Genomic DNA, 19,847 nt, shown 5'->3' on the forward strand with positions numbered 1-19,847 from the left:
CCGGTTATTTTCTTCAATTCTTAGAAGCAAACCAAATTCGTCTTTTCTTAATCCGGTTATTATTGCATCGGTATATTGATAATTAATAACCTTAAGACATTCATGTGATCGTTTTCCAATCTGTAAGGCAGATTATGTATATGAAAAGCCGACACTATACTTTAATAGTGTCGGCTTTTATTGTAGCTTTAATTTTATATATCACAAGAAATATCAAATAAAAGAAATTGATACCTCTTATAATTTTATTAAGGAGTGAGATAAATGAATGAACAGATACAGCTTATGATTGATTGGATTGAAGACAATTTAAAAAATCAATTATCATTAGATGAACTATCTAATTATATGGGATATTCCCATTATTATTGTTCGTTTAAATTTCACCAAGTAACAGGTATAAGTATTAGGCGCTATATTCTTCTTAGAAGATTGTATTTATCCACGGAAGATTTAGCAAATAACAGGAAGATAATTGACGTCGCCTTTGATTACGATTATTCTTCGCAAGAAGCATATAGCAGAGCCTTTAAAACTGTTTTTGGTATCAATCCTAGAGAATATCAACTTAACAAGTTGCCTGTCCAGTCAATTGTTAAGCTCACTATTAATAAAGACGGGGAATGGTGTAGAATGAATGTTTCTAGAAAAATTGAGGTTGAACAGTTACAAAATGAGAAGAGTGAATTGTTTGACAAATACGTGCTCAACATATTGAATGGTCAAGTTATGTATGAGGAGTTTAAAGATAACAGACTAATGGGAGATTCTGATTACGCTCCATTTAATGAAGCGATGTGTGTAAACGCGACTACTAAACAAGTATTTGATAAAGAATTTATAAACACACGAGCTTCTGGACATCATGAGTCGGTAGAGAATTATATCAAAAAGGTCATTGTTCCATTAGACAATCTTTTTAATAAAGAGTATAAATGTATCGTTTTATGGTTTGGTGAAGACATGTTTTGTCAAATGAACCTACTTACCATACTTTCCTATCTTGAACAGTCCGGATATGAAGGAAAAGTTTTCTTAAATTGCTTCAAAGAGGATGAATTTAAAGTTAACCAAACTGAACTTAAATTAGGTCATTATTATTCTGTATACAAGGAAGTATTGGTCAATCATAATAAACCATCAAATGAACTACTTCCGGTCATGTATCAGGCAATAGACATATATTTAGATATGCTAAAAGAAGATAATGCAGTAGTAAAGTATATTTCCAAAAATAAAGATTTAGCAACATCAGAATTAATTAATAGGTTATTTGCTCTGTTCCCAACAGTAGGCTATGGAGATTTACAATATATAGAGCTTATTAATAAAACTTAAAATTGGAAGTGGGAACAAGAATTTTTAAAGACAATCAATGAAGGGGTTTCCAATACAGTGTAAAAAAACTAAACCTCTTTTTCCGTCATCCGGGACTATTCTGAACACTTGTCGAACGAATTCCAAAATGTTGTTGTTTTTAAATTTTGTTAAATCAATCATTCTTGTTGAACTAACGGCGTAGGTTAGTTAATAAGAGCTTGATATCTCATATTAATACAAGGTATTTTGGGGAAAATAAACAGATTAGATGGAAAAAAGTTAAATTTAACCATATTCATTGTGGGTTAATAGGTATATGAGCTGCTTTCGAGGGGATGAACCGGGTTATCAGGTTACTGTATGGTAAGATCTAGCTATTTTTTGAAAATTGAACTCTAACTCTTCCTAAGTTAATTATAGCATATGGAAAATGGTAAATATAGACTATTTATTCTCGTTTGCTACTGCTAAAATACAATAGAACTTTAATGAGATTTGTTGAGAGGGATAAATATATCAAAGAGTTAGGAGAGATGTATAATGAGTTCTTTGGTTCTCGGTTTTCAGGAAATGGAAAAAACACAGCTTTTGCTCGTTGGCGGAAAAGGGTTAAAATTAGGGGAATTATCAAAAATTCAAGGAATACAAGTACCAGAAGGTTTTTGTGTTACAACAGTGGGATTTCAAAAAGCCATCGAACAAAACGAAACGTTTCAAGCATTGTTGGATCAACTAACACTGCTAAAAGTAGAGGATCGAGGTCAAATTGGTGAAATCAGCAGGAAGATTCGAGAAATCATTATGGAAATAGAAATTCCCTCCGATGTTGTGAATGCAGTTGCTCATTATCTCTCCCGGTTTGGCGATGAACATGCTTATGCAGTGCGTTCTAGTGCGACTGCTGAAGATTTACCACATGCCTCTTTTGCTGGTCAACAAGATACCTATTTAAATATCATCGGAAAAGAAGCAATCTTGCAGCATATCAGCAAATGTTGGGCTTCCCTATTTACGGATCGCGCGGTAATCTACCGTATACAAAATGGATTTGACCACAGTCAAGTTTATTTATCCGTTATCGTTCAAAGGATGGTTTTCCCACAGGCTTCAGGGATTTTATTTACCGCTGATCCGATTACTTCCAATCGAAAGCTACTATCGATCGATGCTAGCTTTGGACTAGGAGAGGCCCTTGTCTCCGGCTTGGTATCTGCCGATTGTTATAAAGTACAGGAAGAGGAAATCGTCGATAAGATGATTGCAACCAAAAAATTGGCAATCTATGGACTAAAAGAAGGCGGAACAGAGACACAACAGATCAATCCTGATCAGCAAAAGACTCAAACACTTACTGATCAACAAATTTTACAATTAGCACGCACAGGAAGACAGATCGAAGCTTATTTTGGTTACCCACAAGATATCGAATGGTGTTTGGTTGATGATACATTTTATATTGTCCAGAGTCGGCCAATCACTACTTTATACCCGATCCCTGAAGCGAATGATCAAGAAAATCACGTTTATGTATCTGTCGGTCATCAACAAATGATGACCGATCCCATGAAACCACTTGGAATGTCTTTATTCCAGTTAACATCTTTTGGACCCAGGTTTAAAGCTGGTGGAAGGTTGTTTGTTGATGTCACACATAATCTGGCTTCACCTGACAGCAGAAAAATGTTATTAGATGCCATGGGACAACACGATCCGCTCATGAAAGACGCACTCCTTACCATAATAGAGCGAGGAGATTTCATAAAATCTTTACCAAATGATAAGCAAGAACAGAGTTCCGGTAAAAGCAATAAAAGTGTGTCGTCTGCGGATTCTAGGGCACAAATCGAAAACGACCCGACCATCGTTTCTGATTTGATTAAGAGTAGTCAAACATCGGTAGAAGAGTTAAAACAAAACATCCAAACGAAATTAGGATCGGATTTATTTGATTTTATTCTGGAAGATATCCAGATATTAAAGAAGATTTTATTTGACCCACAAAGTTCAGCTGTGTTTATGGCTGCTATAGATGCCTCATCATGGATCAATGAAAATATGAACGAGTGGTTAGGTGAAAAAAACGCAGCCGACACCCTTTCTCAATCTGTACCAAACAATATTACTTCGGAAATGGGTCTGGCGCTATTGGAGCTCGCAGATGTGATTCGGCCTTATCCAGAAGTAATTGATTATTTACAACATGTAAATGATGATAACTTTTTGGATGAACTGGTTAAGTTTGATGGTGGACAGGAAACCCAAGACGCTATCTATGATTATCTCCGCAAATACGGAATGCGATGTACCGGAGAAATCGATATTACTAAAACTCGTTGGAGCGAAAAACCAACTACCCTCATCCCTATGATTCTCAGTAATATCAAAAACTTTGAGCCTAATGCCAGCGATCGGAAATTTGAGCAGGGGCGACAGGAAGCTTTGAAAAAAGAACAAGAGTTATTAGATCGATTGAAGCAATTACCGGATGGTGAACAAAAAGCCAAAGAAACAAAACGAATGATAAGCCTAATCCGGAATTTCATCGGTTATCGGGAATATCCAAAATACGGCATGGTTAATCGCTACTTCGTTTATAAGCAGGCTTTGATGAAAGAAGCCGAACAGCTCGTACAAGCCAAAGTCATTCGTGAAAAAGAAGATATATACTACCTCACTTTTGAAGAACTTCATGAAGTCATACGCACAAATAAATTGGATTACCAGATCATCAGCAAACGAAAAGACGAGTACAAATTATATGAAAAACTAACTCCACCACGTGTTATCACGTCTGATGGTGAAATCATTGTAGGTGAGTACAAGCGAGAAAATCTCCCAGCCGAAGCTATTGTAGGTCTACCTGTTTCTTCCGGAGTTATAGAGGGACGAGCACGTGTCATCTTAAACATGGAAGATGCTGATCTAGAAGATGGAGATATATTAGTCACCTCCTTTACTGACCCTAGCTGGACACCATTGTTTGTATCCATAAAAGGCCTAGTCACCGAAGTTGGCGGACTGATGACCCATGGAGCAGTCATCGCACGTGAATATGGCTTACCTGCCGTTGTTGGGGTGGAAAATGCTGCCAAACTGATAAGAGACGGGCAACGAATTCGCGTGCATGGAACAGAAGGGTATATCGAAATATTGTAATTGCTGTTTAACTAGTGTGTTAATCCAAGGAGGATTAATGCACTTTTTTGTTAGAATACAGATTAAATTTCTATAATGGTTCAAACTACTATTATGTTACTTTAACTTGTTAAGATTGCATGATCCGGGTTCTTTATCATGCAACTATACAGTTGCTTATTATTGACAAGCAACCGTAGAGTTGCTTATACTCGATATATGAATTGGGACAAAGACGCTATATTCAAAGCACTTGGCGATTCGACTCGTCGGCTTATATTAGACGAACTATCCGAACGCAACGAACTGACGTTGTATGAACTTACGGTACGTCTCATTATGAAGCACGACCTTTCCATTTCGCGACAGGCGATAGCTAAACATCTTTCTGCATTGGAAGATGCAGGGCTCGTAAAATCAAAACGAAAGGGAAAATATCGAGTACTTATATTCAACAACGAACCACTTAAAAATTTACTGAAAGGATGGATAGAGTAATTTTGTTAAAAAAACTTCTGACGAATGTATGGGTTTTTCTGCTTGGAGCCAGATTGTTAGCAGAGTACCATACGTCGCAAATATCAAAGGAGGCATAAACATTATGAAAATCATTGTTACCAGTATCTTCGTTCAAGATCAAGACAAGGCATTGGAATTTTATTCAGAAAAGCTGGGATTTGTAAAAAAGCATGACGTTCCCATGGGGAAATTTAGGTGGATTACGCTTGTTTCTCCAGATGATCATGACGGTACCGAGCTTTTACTCGAACCGAATGAGCATCCTGCCGCAAAGGAGTATCAAGAGAAGTTATTTGCTGAAGGCATCCCAGTAACCATGTTTGGGGTTGCAGATATTCACGTAGAGTACAAACGATTAAGCGAAATAGGCGTGAAGTTTACCATGGAACCGACAAAAATGGGCGAATTAACAATAGCTGTCTTCGACGATACATGCGGAAACCTTATTCAGATAGTGCAGAAGTAACTTTATGACGAAATACCCTAGTTTCTAAACGACTTTTTTTGTAATTTTTAAGTTTGGTGAAGTGTTTTTTTATCGAAAATTAAACAACTTTATTTTAACCCTGTCCTAATTTTAGAACAGGGTTATGCTTGTTTGAGGTTTTAAAATTAAATAACTTTATTGTCACTCTACAGCTGATCAACAGCTCCTTTTTTTATGGAACTAACGGGGAAGGTTAGTGAAAGAAGGAGTTTCCATTTTTTACACAAATGAAAAGGTGTCAAATGGTATGATTGAAAAAGAAATTGTACAGAAATTTTAGGGGGAAATATTTTCTTGAAAATAGTTAGAATTATCTTAGTAATAGTGGTTATTGTTCTATCAGGTTATAGTCTAATAACTCAAACCTTGGAGTTAATGCCGTATTATATGTTTTTCCTTGGGGCACTAATATTGGTGACAGGATTAGCCGAACTTCAAAAAGACAGAAAAGGATTTTGGGGGTATATGAATATTGCTATCTCTTTATTTGTTTTCTTGGCTTCCATACAGTATTTCTTAATGAATTAACGGGTGCTTTACTTCTATAAGGGAGGTTGCTGAGGCAGCCTTTTTCTTATGGAACTAAAGGGGCAGTTTAGCTCAATAACAATAAAGTTGTACCAATTAGAGTCTGAATATTAAATGTAATAATTGTTTTAATTATAGTAGATGTACAAAAAGCTTTTGAGGATAAAAAATGGGGAGAGCGAAACAATCTAAGTGCAGAAGAAAATATTAAAAAGATACTAACATTATGGAGGGAAAAGTGCTGGCAAGTAATACATATTCAACAAATGTCCGATAACCCTAGTTCCGTATTCCATCCAAAGAATGAAGGATTCGCTATTAAAGAATTGGTTAAGCCTCTTGGAGAAGAAGTAATTATAACAAAGAAAGTAAATAGTAGTTTTATCGGTACAAAATTAGAAGAATTTCTGAAATTAAATGATATCACAACAGTAGTAATAACAGGTTTGACTACGCCTCACTGTGTGTCTACAACCACAAGAATGAGTGGGAATTTAGGTTTTAATACTTACCTTATTTCAGATGCGACAGCAGCATTTGGCATAAAAGACCAAAATGATAACTATTATGATGCCGAGACTATACATAATATTTCTTTAGCAACCTTAAATGACGAGTTCGCTACTATACTTACAACAGAACAATTAATAAATGAAGTATTTTAAGTTTGTTAAACTAACAGGGTGCTTTTACTTCAAAAAGGGAGATTGCTGCGGCAATCTTTTTTCTTACGGAACTAAAGGGGCAGGATAGTTGAACAAGCGAATCAATGTCTATGCTACAATCATTACTAGCATAGCCAGTAATATAAGTTAATGTTTGGGAGATCATTATGGGAAAAATAAAAATAGCTTTATTACACCTATTGCCTATTGCTGGTGATGTGGAGTATAACCAAAAACTTATTGAACAAGCCATTCATATAGCATCAAATAATAATGCCGATTGGATTATAACACCCGAACTATGTGTCAGCGGACTTCAATTCAATCATAAGATTGGGACTGGATGGATTAACAGGCAACCTGATACTTGGATGAGTAATTTGAGCCGTAAACTAAAGAATTTGAAGAGCACTGTATTTTTGGGTTGCCCTGAAAAAGGCAGTAACGGAGAGTTGTATAATTCTGTGTTTGTCATAGATAAAAAAGGTCATTTATTAGGTAAACAGAGAAAAATCAGTGTTATTGATGATTGGTCAGCTTCAGGGGATGTAATAGAGCCAATAAAAACGGACAATGTTGATGTTGGCATTATGATTTGTGCAGACGCATATACAAAAGATATTGCTTACAACTTATTTGAAAAAGGAGCAGAAATATTAATTGCGCCATCTTCCTGGGGTCCCGGATTACATGGTCCAGAGGGAGAATGGGAACAAAGGTCATTGGATACAGGACTGCCCGTAATTGTCTGTAATCGTACTGGCGAAGACGAAACTGTCCGTTTTTGGGATGCAGAAAGCATGATCATAAAAAATGGTGTACGCCTCTTAACACATAAATCAAAACAATCAGCTATACTTACTTTTGAATGGGATTTACAAAGGATGGAATTAATATCCTCTCATTTCGACATCGATTACATATAATGAGAACTTAACTTACTACATACACTACACTCTTGTTGAACTAATGGGTGCTTTACTTCATTATTAGGAGCTGTCCACCAGCTCTTTTTCTTATGGAACTAAAGGGGCAGGTTTGTTGAACAAGGATTGAAACTTTATTAATTTAGGAATCGTATAAAAGAGAGTATTACGGGTAGGAAACGATAACGATAAGGGATGATAAAAAATGGAAACTTGTAGCAAATGCGGCAACGAACTTACGAGAGCCTATATATCTGGAATTCAAGGAGAATTTCAGATAAATAAAGAACCAAGAGGTTTTTTCACGGATAGTCCGATTTATAGCAAAGTATCTCCTTATGTTTGTTCTAACTGTGGGTATTTAGAGTTCTATGTAGAACAACCTGACAAATTCAAATAATGAAAGGGATTTATAATTCTTGTTAAAGACTCGGTTGCTGATGCAGCCTTTTTCTTATGGAGTTTAAGGGGCAGGATAGTTGAATAAGAATATAGGTGGGAAACGTAGATGGTTTTTCCAAGTAAGGTGAATTAGATTCAGTAAACATATTTGGAATAAAGTAAAGCATTAGCTGTTCCCATTTATCAGTAGAGATCCCACACGAAATAGAAGGGGGCGTGCATTTATGGCAGTAACAACAGAGCAAAAAGACAATTAATTAAATTAATTGTCTTTTTTATCCTACTTGGAATGGAGAAGAATATGAAAGGATTCTAGGATTTGTAGAAATTTAGAATTTCCTGTCCCCCATCTCCCATTTAGGAAGTTTTTTATTTTTTTCTCAATCCGCTATAAAGTCTTTTTAAGCATTCAATATCCGTTGCGTTGTAACGGAACAAACAGTTTTAACGGAACAAATAGATGAAAGGTTAATAGTGAAATTACCCATTGCTCTGTCATTAACTATCACTTGTCCCGTAACAGGATCAAAACTTCGTAACTCTACAAATATAGGTTTAAAAGGTTCAGCGGTTGTAGTAAATCCAATGATTGAACCTATGATAGAAGTCCTTAAAAACTCACTTATTTCTCGTCGAGTCTGACATGCTTGTCCGATAGGCGCTAATGTTGTTTTATGACTCTTATCCTTACATTTATGACAGCGGGATGATTTATCACAGCGAGATGATTTATCACCGCTGAATGGATTATGATCACAGAATGGGTTATGACGGCATAATATATTTTGACAAGATTTCATATATATATATCACTCCTTTTTCTACTATATATATGAGATAAAAAAAAACATGCTTGTACAAATATACTAAATTCTCTGCCTTTATCGTATCCGTCCTTCCATTAGGCAATCTTATTTATATTTCTAATGAATGTTTCGTAATCGTTACTAAGTTGGAAAAGAGTTTGTGTAAGAATGCTCTTAAACTAACAAGTGCTTTAGCTGAAGATCAGAGTTGTCTTTAAGGCAGCTTTTTCTTATGCAACTATAGGGGCAGCATTCCTGTTAGAAGGATGTTCGAAGTCTTGAAAGAAAAAGAGCCCTCTTGTATGATGCATGAGTGTCAACGACCATTGACTCAGCATCAAACAAGGAGGACTTCTCTATGCAGTTTAAATGGAATGAAAAAATTAATCAAGTTACTGAAAATACACTCGTTGTTGGTATGGATATTGCCAAGCGTGTTCATTACGCTTGTTTTGTTGATGAACGAGGGCGCGTGATAGAAAAAGCCTTCGCAGTACATCAATCAAAAGAGGGCTTTGAACACCTGTATGAAAAGATTCGTCAAACGATGAAGGAAGCTAAGAAAACAGAAGTAATTGTTGGAATTGAGCCAACAGGCCACTACTGGATGAACTTAGCTAATTTCTTAGATCATTACGGCATACCACTAGTCATGGTGAATCCAATGCATGTCAAACGATCGAAGGAACTGGACGATAATTTACCGACAAAGAACGATAAAAAAGATGCATTAGTCATCGCTCGTTTATTGAAAGATGGGCGTTTTAGCTATCCACGTTTATTAAAAGAAGTAGAAGCAGAACTTCGTATCGGATCTACTCTTCGTTCAAAGTTAACGGAAGATTTAGCGAGTATTAAAAACCGAATCATTCGTTGGCTTGATCGTTATTTTCCCGAGTTTACTCAAGTCTTTCCGGCTTTCGGAAAGATGGCTCTAGCTACATTGGAAATGACTCCGTTGCCACAGGATATCGATGGAAAAAGTGCTGAGGAGCTTGTCTTTCTTTACCGTAAGGTAAAGGGAATGAGAGCCCCACAGCTACCAAAAGCAAAGCTACTCATTGAAGCAGCGACGAACTCAATTGGACTGACAGAAGGGACACAGATGGCCCGACATGAAATTGCCACGCTCCTGCGTCAGTATCGCTTACTAGAAAACGAAATTGAATCTGTGAATAGCCAATTATCCGAAATGGCCCAAACAACTATGGAATATGAGCTGCTGGCTTCAGTTCCTGGATTAGGAGATGCAACCATTGTTGATTTGCTTTCAGAAGTCGGAAGCTTTTCACTTTATGAAAATCCACGCCAATTGATTAAACTAGCGGGATTAACATTACGTGAAAACTCATCTGGTCAACATAAGGGACAAAAACATATCTCCAAACGAGGAAGAAAGCGACTTAGATATATTCTTTTCAAAGTAATAGTACCTCTCATTCGTCACAACGAGGGGTTTAAACAGCTTCATGAATATTACACAACACGCCAGCAAAATCCCTTACGCGGAAAGCAATCGATGGTGGTACTCTGTGGTAAATTGTTGAAAGTATTGCATGGTATTTGTAAAAAGAAAGTCCATTTTAATGAGCAGAATATGATGAAGGATCTCTACTGCCTCTCAGAGGCAGTGTAAGCATTTCTAACTATCGATTTATAACAAGAAGGATGACACGGAGAAGCCAGCAACATTACTAAACTAAGACCAAGAGTCCCCGGGGCAGCTTAGCAGGCCTCTGCCTTATGAATAGACCGAACGAAGGAATGTAAGCGCAAATGACGCTAAGAGACATGGGAGGGTACGTCATCATAAGTTTCGCAGAGATCTATTGTGCATCACATAGTGGAGAAAATAGCTAATGATTTCCATTAGTTTTAGCGAAGCGTACGCTCAATTTAGTAATAAAAACCAGAATTTCAATACTCTGTTTAAAAGTAGAATAAAAAAATAATTCCCCTAATACACCGAGTGGTGCAAACCGTTGATACATCAATGTTTATAGAGGGAGTTTAGTTTAATAAGACTTTTAGAATCAAACTATCAGTTGAAACCTTTTTAGGAAATATCTAGTATATAGATTAGGGAAATGTTTTTTGAATAGGAGGATCAGGTAATGTTAGGGGATATTATATATCAAGTTATTGTTTTCGGAGGTATATCATTAATTTTAGGTGTATTAGGTTATTTATTTTTTAAGAGGACCAAGAAAAGCTAATTAAATTTCTAATTCAAGTAACGGGTGCTTTACTTCAATAAGGGAGTTGCTTTGGCAGCTCTTTATGGAACTAACGGGGCAGAATAGCTATATATGCGATCCTAAAAAAAGGAAGGTTAAATATGCTTTTTCATATTATTATTGGATTTATCCTCCCTTGGATTGTAGGGGTATATTTATTTAGAAATCAGAAGAAATTGTTCATTATTTTTTATCCGATTGGTACAGCTACTAGCTTTTTAATAAATGAAATTGGATTTAACTACTTTTGGAGGATGGATATAGTATTTCAAGAATCATCTTTAACTGGAATTCCGTATGATTTAGGTCTTTATCCTATACTTGGTTGTTTATTTATTTGCGTTATTCACTATAAAAAAATGCCTATTCTTATTACATTTTTAGTTTTTACTTTAGTTACAACCTTTGGAGAGTACATACTAGTGTGTCTAGAGAAAATAGTATACAGGAATGAATGGAATATCATTTGGACTGGTGTTAGTTATTTATTTGCTTATTCAATTTTTTATGTTTTACAAATTAGTTCGTAAGTTTATTTTATTAAATTAATGGGTGCTTTACTTCATTACCAGGAGCTGATCAGCAGCTCCTTTTCTTATGGAACTAAACCAGCTAATAGTTTGTCAACATTTTTCAATAAAAAGATAAAAACATACGTGATATACTAATAATAGGCATACCAAATAACCTTCCTTCAGACTCTCATTTGGAAGGTTTTGTTCTTTTTAGTTAAATATAAATTTTAAACAATATCTTGGAAAGTCATTTTGTTCTTTAATAGAGCGAAAATCCAGTGTAAGAGCTTATTTACACAGGCTATGACGGCTACCTTATAAGGCTTTCCTTCCTCGCGTTTCTTGTCATAAAACACGCGTAGCTTCTTATTTCGAGGGATAATTTCATCAGTTGTCTTAGACTTCCGGCAATCACGAATAGCACAACGAACCGCCATATATAAGGCATGTCGAAGTCTGCTAGAACCTCTTTTAGTGATTCTATTTTTGGTAGCTGTAAACTTACCGGATTCGAATACACTAGGATCAACTCCAGAGAAAGCTACAAGTTTTTTAGGATTATTAAATCGATCTATCTCACCAATTTCAGAAATAATCGTTGCCGCGATCTTTTCTCCGATACCTGGGATAGATTTGAGGATCGTATATTCTTCAATTTCTTTAGCGAGGGCGTCTATCTCTGCCTCTAACTTTGATAGATGCTCTTTGTACTGAAGAAGAATATTTATATACATACCAAGGCTTAAAATATGACTCTGATAGACTGTCTTTTCAAAAGGGTTACGAGCTGCCGCAGCTTTAAGCTGAATCGCTTTTTCATTTGCCCATTTAATTGATCTACTCTTGCATAACTCAAATATCCTTGCTGTAATTGCTTCTTCACTTGCCTTCAAAATGTCCTCTGAAGAGGGAAACTCTGAAAGAGTTAAGAGTGACACCACAGAATATAAATCTCCAAAAACTCCTTTATATTCAGGAAACACTTGTTCAAGCACTGCCTGAAATTGAAGCTTTGTTTGAATCATAACGCCAGTTATGTTTTCATGTTGTCTTGTGAGATTACGAAGGTTCAATAACTGGACTCCACGCTTTTTATATGGCTCTAACTCTTCTTTATAAAACAACTCACAGAGAAGATAGGCATCAATGGCATCTGTTTTTACCTTTCTTAAGCTTGATCCTCTTGCCTTATATGAAATCAATGGATTAATGATAATCAATAAATATCCTCGTTCTTCCAAGTAATGAACGACTGGAGTTTGATAATGTCCAGTGGCTTCTAAAACGACTGAAGGCTTCTGACCAGACACTTTCTTTACATCCTCAAGAAACGCTACAAGTAAATTAAGCCCCTCAACAGTATGAGTTATTTTAAAACTCTTTTGATAAGGTTTCCCCTTATCCAAAAATGCTTGAACCTGACTTTCCCCTTTTGAAATATCCAGACCAACGACTGGATTCATTCTAAATCTCCTCCTAATCTAGTGGATTACCGGTACCCCTATTTCTCCTTGCAGTGTCACAGCTTCGCTTGTTATACGAGATCTACGTCCCAACCAGCCTAATCATGTTTCTACAAGTAGGGGGCAAACTGTTTAGTTGACGGGGTCTATCCCCACGAGCAGGTACGTTTTGCCCCGGCTACCGTTATAATAAAACCATATAAAAAATGGTCAACCAGAAATATTTTCTGGCTGACCTTATAATACGAAAGGGGCAGGTTAGTGGAATAAAAGATTTTCAATCGAAACTCAATCAAAAACCTTTAAATGGTAAAATTGAAAAGAAATGCAATTTTATTATTGAGGAGGAGTTAAGTTGAAGAAAATTTTTACTGTATTATTTTTAATGATGGTTTTAACAGCTTGTGGTTCCAACAGCACTAACAAAGATTTTAATTCGGATACCACTAACTTGGAAACCACTAAAAAAGATACTAATTCGGAGGAAAAGACTGAACATAATTATCAATTTACAGGAGAAAGCGAACATTGGGAAGCTGTATATTCTTATGAAGGAACTGAATTATGGGGAGAGAATGACGAACAAACCACTCATTCTAGCAAAGATAGCTATGAACTTGTATTAAAATATAAGGGGTCTTTGAAAGAGTTATCTTCCATGAAAAACCTTGAATATACTTATGAAACAACCACTTCAAGCGGAACTAAAACTGAGGCATACAAAGAACCACCTAGTGAAAAAGTATTTACAATTAGAGGTGGATCAGAAAATGGAGCAATAATAGGTGAAGGCGAAGTTATAAAAGTAAATGTAAAATGGGATGGCTCTGAAGAGTCATTTGAACTGCATAATAAGGCTAAGTGATTTTGTTGAACTAAAGGGTGCATTAGCTGAAAATCAGAGCTGTCTTTAAGGCATCTTTTTCTAATGGAACTAAAGGGGCAGTTTAGTTTATTTAGATGATATAATAAAATTACAGGGATTAAATGTAAGTACCTTGTTCCACTAACAGCTTCAAGAGTTGAAGAATATATGATTTAATTAAGCTTTATCACTTTAGGAATTATAGTTGAGGTGTCCGAGAATAAATGGAATTATATCCCAAACGAACTGAGAAATATAAAAGGAAACAGCCTCCAGGCATTTTGTTTTTTTTTGGAAGTTTTTATCTATTAACTGAATTACTTCCTATCCAATATAGGAACATATGGACAGTATTGGGTGTATCCCTGGGTATATCTCTTATTATTATTATTACTCTTTTTGTGGTTATTGATAGAATAAAGGGCTGGTATTATACAAAGTGGATTGTGTTTATTCTTATTTTTATATTGGGTGTAGGTTTATATATCTTCAATGACATAAATGGGAATTGAAATGCCACTATTCTAATTTAACTAACGGGTGCGTTAGCTGAAGATCGGAGCTGTCTTTAAGGCAGCTTTTTCTTTATGCAACTGTTTAGTATGAAATAATTGAACCAAAAGAGTGATGAATGAATTAGAATTTATATATCGAAAAACAAAGATTTATAACAAACAAAGGAGAATTACTATGAAATTTACAATTGGAGATTTGCTACTTTTTCTTCTATGGGGAGCACTTTGCACAATTATTTTTAATATAATTAACCCTTCTAATTATATTGGCGAATTAATACTCGTTGTTTTACTTGCGGGTCTTGGAGCGACAATAGGAGGCTATTTTAGAAATAGAAAAAAGAAGAGGTACTTTTCTTAATGAACTACCATGAAAATAAGTTTCTTCAAGATTAGAAAAATGACAATACTTAATAAGACCCTGCTCAATCGTTAAAAAAAAGAGGAGAGCGATAATTAATAAGTCTATGGATTAGGGGTGACTGGATTAAGGTCAGTATCAGTATTGACACTTCCTAACCATTTTCATTCTCTGTGGTGCAGCACTGATTTTGTGCTGCATGGATGGCTAACGGGTGCTTTACTTCATTACCAGGAGCTGATCAGCAGCTCCTTTTCTTATGCGACTAACGGGGCAGGTTAGTTGGACAAGAAAGATAAAAAGCATTCTATATTGAATGCTTTTTATCTTTATCATAATTTGGTGATGTACTAGAGTGTGTTAATATGCGGTCTAATACTTTTTCAGTAAATGGCATAAAGTAATTAAGTATTAGCCCCCCTAAACAAACGGTTAATAGAGTTCCAACGCCAATTGGTCCATTTAAAATCATTGCCATTATCAAGAATATTAGGTAAATGAATGTTCTCGAAAAAAATATATTTGTTCTAGTTAATTCTTGTATGATTAATGTTAATCGGTCAACTGGAATCGGTGCAAAATTTGTGTGTAAATATGTTGCAGTTCCTAATCCTACAAGAACTAAGCCGATTCCAAAACAAACAACTTTGCTGTACCATAGTTCAGGTGTTATCAAATTGTGCAATAAAAAAAGCCACATATCAATACCAATACCCGTTATAAATGCTGTTAACAACCCCAAAACCTCTGGTCTTTGTCTTTTTAAAAATGAATTACAACATATCAATATTAAAGCTATTATTATTTCCCAACTTCCCACAGTAAGCCCCACATTTATAGACAGTCCTACCAATAGTGCATCAAAAGGTGAAGTTCCGAGGTCTGATTGTATAGTGAAAGAAATACCAAGGGTTAATATTAAAATTCCTAATACATAAAAAACATATTTCACTTTACTCGACCTCTTTATCATTATTTTTTATTGCAAATGCAACAAAGTTAGGTTAGATTTAATATATGTCATTTTTATTGCATTTGCAACAAAAATACGTGCTGAGGAGTTAATTATGAATGAAGTTCTTCGTGAAATTGGAATGATTGCAAGGGCATTAGATTCTATAAGTAATATAGAATTTCAAGAATATGACCTTACAAAAGGGCAGTATTTGTACCTTGTGCGAATATGTGAAAACCCAGGAATCTTTCAAGAAAAGTTAACTGAGATGATAAAAGTAGATCGAACAACAGCAGCTCGTGCTATAAAAAAACTTGAAATTAGTGGCTTTATTGAAAAGAAGGAAGATAAACATAACAAAAAAATTAAAAAACTTTTTCCAACAGAGAAAGGGAAAAATGTTTATCCTTTTATAAAAAGAGAAAATGATTATTCCAATTTCGTTTCATTAGAGGGATTTTCCGAAAGAGAAGTAGAAACCATTTTCAATCTTCTTCAAAGAGTAAGAAAAAATATAGAAAAAGACTGGGAATTTGTAAAAAAGGGAAACAAGAGAAATTATTGATTATATAAAGGAGCGACATATATGACTATAAATATAAAAAAGTGTACCCTTGTAGATTCACGCAAACTTCAAGAAATTAGTTATGAAACATTTAATGAGACATTTAAGCATCAGAATTCACCCGAAAATATGAATGCCTATTTGGAAAAGGCATTTAACTTAAAACAATTAGAAAAAGAATTATCCAATATTTCTTCGCAATTCTTTTTTGTTTATTTTGATAATGAAGTCGCTGGATATTTAAAGGTCAATACCAATGATGCTCAGTCTGAAGAGATGGGTGCTGAATCACTTGAAATCGAGAGGATTTATATAAAGAAAAAATTTCAAAAACATGGGCTTGGTAAATATCTGCTAAATATAGCTATGGAAATTGCGATGGAACGTAATAAAAAGAAAATCTGGCTAGGCGTATGGGAAAAAAATGAAAATGCTATTTCTTTTTATAAGAAACTGGGGTTTGTTCAAACTGGAGCCCACTCTTTTTATATGGGTGATGAAGAACAAATAGACTTTATAATGACCAAAACACTCATATAACTTTTTTTGAAAGGTGGATTATTATGTATATTCCAAAATATTATTAACCCAAATATTTGATCCGTATAACCAGCCGTGTCTGTATAATGTTCTTAAATATGTAAATCGGTCTCATGATGTAACAGACCATCTATGACATGAACAGCTTCTCTTGCGTTGGTGTTACACACTTTTAATAATCTGTTCAGATGCTTTTGTTTAAATAACGGGAGGTGCTGCGGCATCTCTTTTCCTTCTTCAACAAACGAAGCAGTAGAGTTGAATAAGAAATAACTTTACAAGGCCCTGTTAAATAACTATGTTGATTTGCAGCTAAAATAATAGCTTGGCAAAAACGCCAAGCTATTATTATTTGTTTGGTTAGAACGTTGGTTTGACTATATTTCATATCTTCCATAGTCATTACCCAATATTAATATCCCCTATTAAGTAGAGTGCTGCTTTTCCAGCCATCTTTACCCGTGTGTCCTCGTGCTTACAAAAAAGTGTACCGCCTCTATTGGATAACTGTCTTGCTACCATTTCACGTTTCTTTAGTTTCTCTGCCCAAAAGTGCACTAAACCGCAGTGGGCAGAACCGCATACTGGGTCCTCATTTACCTTTAACTTTGGGAAAAATGCTCTTGAAACAAAATCATAATCATTTCCTTTGGCAGAAACAATAACTCCAAGACACTCTGGCAACTGTTCTAGTTTTGAAAAGTCAGGACTTAGATTTTTCACTGCTTCTTCTGACTCTAATACAAATAACAAATCTCTATTTAGATATGCTTCTATCGGTGTGGTTCCCAAAGCATCAATCATTTGTTCAGTAAGAGGTATCTCCTTTGAAGGGACAGTTGGGAAATCAAGTTCATACAAATCATCTTTTCTATTTACTGTAAGTACCCCACTCATCGTGTCGAATTGAATGGTTTTCAATTGCTTTTCAACATAGTTCATAATGACAAAAGCAGTTGCTAAAGTTGCGTGACCACAAAGGTTGATTTCTCCTCCAGGCGTAAACCATCTAAGTTTATAGTTTTCCGCACCTTTTACTGCAAATGCCGTTTCAGAAAGGTTATTTTCAATAGCAATCTTTTGCATAATATCATCAGAAATCCATTCATTCATAACACAAACCCCAGCAGGATTTCCTTCAAAGACTTTTTCTGCAAATGCATCAACCACATAATACTTCATAATTTTTTCCTCCTAGATTAATCAAATTGAACGTAAAATGTTCAGGTGTTATACTTGAATATCCTTATATTAATGGGTATATATGTATAACAGTCAACTTGATCATATAACACTTAATTTTCAACACAGTGCTGATGGAGGCTTTATTATGAAGATTGAAATAAACAGGAACTCCAATATCCCGATTAATCAACAAATTTATGAGAATATAGCAGATAGAATAAGGTCAGGGGGGTTATCGGAAGATGAACGTTTGCCTTCCGTTAGAGCGTTAGCAAAACAATTAGGGGTAAGTGTACTTACAGTTGTAAGAGTGTATGCATTGTTAGAAAAAAATGAGTTAATTGAACGGATACAAGGAAAGGGGACATTTGTTAAAGCTAATATTACATCAGAAGATAAAGAAAATAATAAAAAGAACAATTTCGAGTGGCAATTATCCGTTTTAGATTATCTTCCCCGAACTCAATTTGGTACCCATTATGGTTCATTTGAAAACTGTATTCAGTTTTCTGTTGCAGCGATTTGTCCATCTTTACTTCCGAATCATTATCTGGAGAAAGAAATCCATTCAACTTTAGAAAAGAATCCCAGTATTTTATCAAGTTATGGACCTGTACAAGGGGATGAGGAACTTAGAAAAGCTATGAGCGAGTATCTTCGCAAACAAGATTTAAATATTGACCATAAAGATATATTGGTAACTAATGGCACTCAACAAGGAATAGATTTGGTGGCGAAAACTTTTATAGGACCAGGTGATGTGGTGGTTACAGAAGCACCCACTTATCCTAATGCAATTGATACATTTCGTGCTCGTGGGGCTACTATTATTCCTGTTCCATTAGATAAAGAAGGAATGAGAATGGACCTTTTACAAAGAGTTTGCGAAATATATAAACCCAAAATGATATATACCATCCCTAACTTTCAGAATCCAACTGGAAGGGTTTTAAGTCGAAAAAGAAGGGAGCAATTATTAATATTTGCCCAAGAACATCAAATAATCATTGTAGAAGACGAACCCTGGAGTGAGATATTTTTTGACAAGAAACCTCCATCACCTATAAAAAGTCTTGATACAAACGGTTTCGTCATTTATCTAAAGGGGCTAAGCAAGACATTGGTTCCTGGTTGCCGGATAGGACTACTAACCGCAAATGGAACTCTGTTTAATCGTTTAGTGGCATCTAAAGTGAATACGGACCTTGGTAGTCCATTATTAACACAAAAGGCAATTCTCCCATTTTTTCATTCGAAAAGGATGGAGGACCATATGGAAAAGCTGAGATTTGCTTTGAAATTAAGAAGGGATAAAGTTTTAGAACTCTTCAATTCCCATATGCCGAATGAAGTTCAATGGATTGAACCAACAGGTGGATTAAATATATGGGTATCCATTCCATCAGAGTGGAACACGAACCATTTATTAATCGAATGTCAAAAAGAGAATATTTACTTTCTTCCTGGTTCAGCTTGTTTCGCAGGAGAACCCGAAAACCATCATTTAAGGTTAAACTTTTCTTATTTATCGGATAGTGAATTAGAAAATGGAATTTTAAAATTTTGCAATATCACAAGGAAATTTTTATCTTCAAATCAACTATTTAGACAGTCCCCCATTATGTAAAGAAAGGCTGCAACAAAAATACTTTCAGATTAAAGTTTGATGGTTGTAAATTTTCAGTTCATCTCATAGAAATTGTATAAAGACCCTGGTTTCCTGCTTACGTAAGGAAGTCAGGGTTTTGACGTATCAGCACCCTGAATTTATAGAGTTATCTTTACAGAAGCAATATATAACCCTGCAATAACATACTATAAGCTTTTAAAGTTAGGATGTACAATTGCATGAGGATAT

At 35.2% G+C, this 19,847-nt stretch carries 18 protein-coding genes; 15 read left to right on the plus strand and 3 right to left on the minus strand.

Annotated elements, in window-relative coordinates:
• The first annotated feature begins 264 nt into the window (after positions 1 to 264).
• From BS1321_RS16295 to BS1321_RS16340, 10 genes are all read left to right on the plus strand, one after another.
• Positions 265 to 1,338 carry a helix-turn-helix domain-containing protein gene (locus BS1321_RS16295; protein ID WP_063236421.1) on the plus strand — a complete coding sequence of 358 codons (1,074 nt, stop codon included), beginning with the start codon at positions 265 to 267 and terminating at the stop codon, positions 1,336 to 1,338.
• A 522-nt stretch (positions 1,339 to 1,860) separates the two neighbouring features.
• On the plus strand, positions 1,861 to 4,476 hold the full coding sequence (ppsA, locus tag BS1321_RS16300; RefSeq protein ID WP_063236422.1) for a phosphoenolpyruvate synthase: 2,616 nt from the start codon (positions 1,861 to 1,863) through the stop codon (positions 4,474 to 4,476).
• Between the two features lie 198 nt (positions 4,477 to 4,674).
• Complete coding sequence (locus BS1321_RS16305; protein WP_063236423.1) at positions 4,675 to 4,953, plus strand: ArsR/SmtB family transcription factor; 279 nt, start codon at positions 4,675 to 4,677, stop codon at positions 4,951 to 4,953.
• A 103-nt stretch (positions 4,954 to 5,056) separates the two neighbouring features.
• Entirely contained in the window at positions 5,057 to 5,440 is a 384-nt protein-coding gene (locus tag BS1321_RS16310; RefSeq protein ID WP_063236424.1) for a VOC family protein, read from the plus strand.
• A gap of 315 nt (positions 5,441 to 5,755) precedes the next feature.
• A complete protein-coding gene (locus tag BS1321_RS16315) occupies positions 5,756 to 5,989 on the plus strand; it encodes a DUF3953 domain-containing protein (RefSeq protein WP_063236425.1) in 234 nt (77 codons plus the stop codon).
• 119 nt (positions 5,990 to 6,108) lie between these two features.
• Positions 6,109 to 6,654, plus strand: a complete 546-nt coding sequence (locus BS1321_RS16320) for a cysteine hydrolase family protein (RefSeq protein WP_094246620.1) — start codon at positions 6,109 to 6,111, stop codon at positions 6,652 to 6,654.
• A 167-nt stretch (positions 6,655 to 6,821) separates the two neighbouring features.
• Entirely contained in the window at positions 6,822 to 7,580 is a 759-nt protein-coding gene (locus tag BS1321_RS16325; protein ID WP_063236427.1) for a carbon-nitrogen hydrolase family protein, read from the plus strand.
• A 1,566-nt stretch (positions 7,581 to 9,146) separates the two neighbouring features.
• Positions 9,147 to 10,424 (plus strand): IS110 family RNA-guided transposase, encoded by a 1,278-nt coding sequence (locus BS1321_RS16330; protein WP_094246621.1) that lies wholly within the window; start codon positions 9,147 to 9,149, stop codon positions 10,422 to 10,424.
• Positions 10,425 to 10,902: 478 nt separating this feature from the next.
• Complete coding sequence (locus BS1321_RS28765; protein WP_081113119.1) at positions 10,903 to 11,004, plus strand: LPXTG cell wall anchor domain-containing protein; 102 nt, start codon at positions 10,903 to 10,905, stop codon at positions 11,002 to 11,004.
• Positions 11,005 to 11,126: 122 nt separating this feature from the next.
• Positions 11,127 to 11,555 carry a CBO0543 family protein gene (locus BS1321_RS16340; RefSeq protein ID WP_063236592.1) on the plus strand — a complete coding sequence of 143 codons (429 nt, stop codon included), beginning with the start codon at positions 11,127 to 11,129 and terminating at the stop codon, positions 11,553 to 11,555.
• A gap of 212 nt (positions 11,556 to 11,767) precedes the next feature.
• Here BS1321_RS16340 and BS1321_RS16345 read toward each other — a convergent pair whose 3' ends face one another.
• Entirely contained in the window at positions 11,768 to 13,003 is a 1,236-nt protein-coding gene (locus BS1321_RS16345; protein ID WP_094246592.1) for an IS110 family RNA-guided transposase, read from the minus strand.
• Between the two features lie 355 nt (positions 13,004 to 13,358).
• On the opposite strand from BS1321_RS16345, the gene BS1321_RS16350 reads away from it, so the two are divergent.
• Positions 13,359 to 13,868: a putative periplasmic lipoprotein gene (locus BS1321_RS16350; RefSeq protein WP_063236585.1), complete on the plus strand. Its 510-nt coding sequence runs from the start codon at positions 13,359 to 13,361 to the stop codon at positions 13,866 to 13,868.
• Positions 13,869 to 14,558: 690 nt separating this feature from the next.
• On the plus strand, positions 14,559 to 14,744 hold the full coding sequence (locus BS1321_RS16360; RefSeq protein ID WP_057219901.1) for a hypothetical protein: 186 nt from the start codon (positions 14,559 to 14,561) through the stop codon (positions 14,742 to 14,744).
• A gap of 307 nt (positions 14,745 to 15,051) precedes the next feature.
• On the opposite strand, the gene BS1321_RS16365 is transcribed toward BS1321_RS16360, so the two are convergent.
• The gene (locus BS1321_RS16365; RefSeq protein ID WP_063236363.1) at positions 15,052 to 15,696 is read right to left on the minus strand and encodes a YczE/YyaS/YitT family protein; all 645 of its coding nucleotides are present in this window, start codon (positions 15,694 to 15,696) and stop codon (positions 15,052 to 15,054) included.
• A gap of 115 nt (positions 15,697 to 15,811) precedes the next feature.
• Here BS1321_RS16365 and BS1321_RS16370 point away from each other — a divergent pair, with 115 nt between their 5' ends.
• Both BS1321_RS16370 and paiA read left to right on the plus strand, forming a co-directional pair.
• Complete coding sequence (locus tag BS1321_RS16370; protein ID WP_063236364.1) at positions 15,812 to 16,264, plus strand: MarR family winged helix-turn-helix transcriptional regulator; 453 nt, start codon at positions 15,812 to 15,814, stop codon at positions 16,262 to 16,264.
• Positions 16,265 to 16,285: 21 nt separating this feature from the next.
• Positions 16,286 to 16,804, plus strand: coding sequence for a spermidine/spermine N(1)-acetyltransferase (paiA, locus tag BS1321_RS16375; RefSeq protein WP_063236365.1), 519 nt, complete (start codon positions 16,286 to 16,288; stop codon positions 16,802 to 16,804).
• Between the two features lie 402 nt (positions 16,805 to 17,206).
• Here paiA and BS1321_RS16380 read toward each other — a convergent pair whose 3' ends face one another.
• Complete coding sequence (locus BS1321_RS16380; RefSeq protein WP_063236366.1) at positions 17,207 to 17,986, minus strand: PhzF family phenazine biosynthesis protein; 780 nt, start codon at positions 17,984 to 17,986, stop codon at positions 17,207 to 17,209.
• 148 nt (positions 17,987 to 18,134) lie between these two features.
• On the opposite strand from BS1321_RS16380, the gene pdxR reads away from it, so the two are divergent.
• Positions 18,135 to 19,616: a MocR-like pyridoxine biosynthesis transcription factor PdxR gene (gene pdxR, locus BS1321_RS16385; protein ID WP_063236367.1), complete on the plus strand. Its 1,482-nt coding sequence runs from the start codon at positions 18,135 to 18,137 to the stop codon at positions 19,614 to 19,616.
• Positions 19,617 to 19,847: the final 231 nt, after the last annotated feature.

The organism is Peribacillus simplex NBRC 15720 = DSM 1321, from assembly GCF_002243645.1.
GTDB lineage: Bacteria > Bacillota > Bacilli > Bacillales > DSM-1321 > Peribacillus > Peribacillus simplex.

Excerpts from the sequence above, each read along its gene's own strand:
- BS1321_RS16295 (WP_063236421.1), top strand. The coding sequence starts at position 265 with ATGAATGAACAGATACAGCTTATGATTGATTGGATTGAAGACAATTTA.
- ppsA (WP_063236422.1), top strand. The coding sequence starts at position 1,861 with ATGAGTTCTTTGGTTCTCGGTTTTCAGGAAATGGAAAAAACACAGCTT.
- BS1321_RS16305 (WP_063236423.1), top strand. The coding sequence starts at position 4,675 with ATGAATTGGGACAAAGACGCTATATTCAAAGCACTTGGCGATTCGACT.
- BS1321_RS16310 (WP_063236424.1), top strand. The coding sequence starts at position 5,057 with ATGAAAATCATTGTTACCAGTATCTTCGTTCAAGATCAAGACAAGGCA.
- BS1321_RS16325 (WP_063236427.1), top strand. The coding sequence starts at position 6,822 with ATGGGAAAAATAAAAATAGCTTTATTACACCTATTGCCTATTGCTGGT.
- BS1321_RS16330 (WP_094246621.1), top strand. The coding sequence starts at position 9,147 with ATGCAGTTTAAATGGAATGAAAAAATTAATCAAGTTACTGAAAATACA.
- BS1321_RS28765 (WP_081113119.1), top strand. The coding sequence starts at position 10,903 with ATGTTAGGGGATATTATATATCAAGTTATTGTTTTCGGAGGTATATCA.
- BS1321_RS16340 (WP_063236592.1), top strand. The coding sequence starts at position 11,127 with ATGCTTTTTCATATTATTATTGGATTTATCCTCCCTTGGATTGTAGGG.
- BS1321_RS16345 (WP_094246592.1), bottom strand. The coding sequence starts at position 13,003 with ATGAATCCAGTCGTTGGTCTGGATATTTCAAAAGGGGAAAGTCAGGTT.
- BS1321_RS16360 (WP_057219901.1), top strand. The coding sequence starts at position 14,559 with ATGAAATTTACAATTGGAGATTTGCTACTTTTTCTTCTATGGGGAGCA.
- BS1321_RS16370 (WP_063236364.1), top strand. The coding sequence starts at position 15,812 with ATGAATGAAGTTCTTCGTGAAATTGGAATGATTGCAAGGGCATTAGAT.
- paiA (WP_063236365.1), top strand. The coding sequence starts at position 16,286 with ATGACTATAAATATAAAAAAGTGTACCCTTGTAGATTCACGCAAACTT.
- BS1321_RS16380 (WP_063236366.1), bottom strand. The coding sequence starts at position 17,986 with ATGAAGTATTATGTGGTTGATGCATTTGCAGAAAAAGTCTTTGAAGGA.
- pdxR (WP_063236367.1), top strand. The coding sequence starts at position 18,135 with ATGAAGATTGAAATAAACAGGAACTCCAATATCCCGATTAATCAACAA.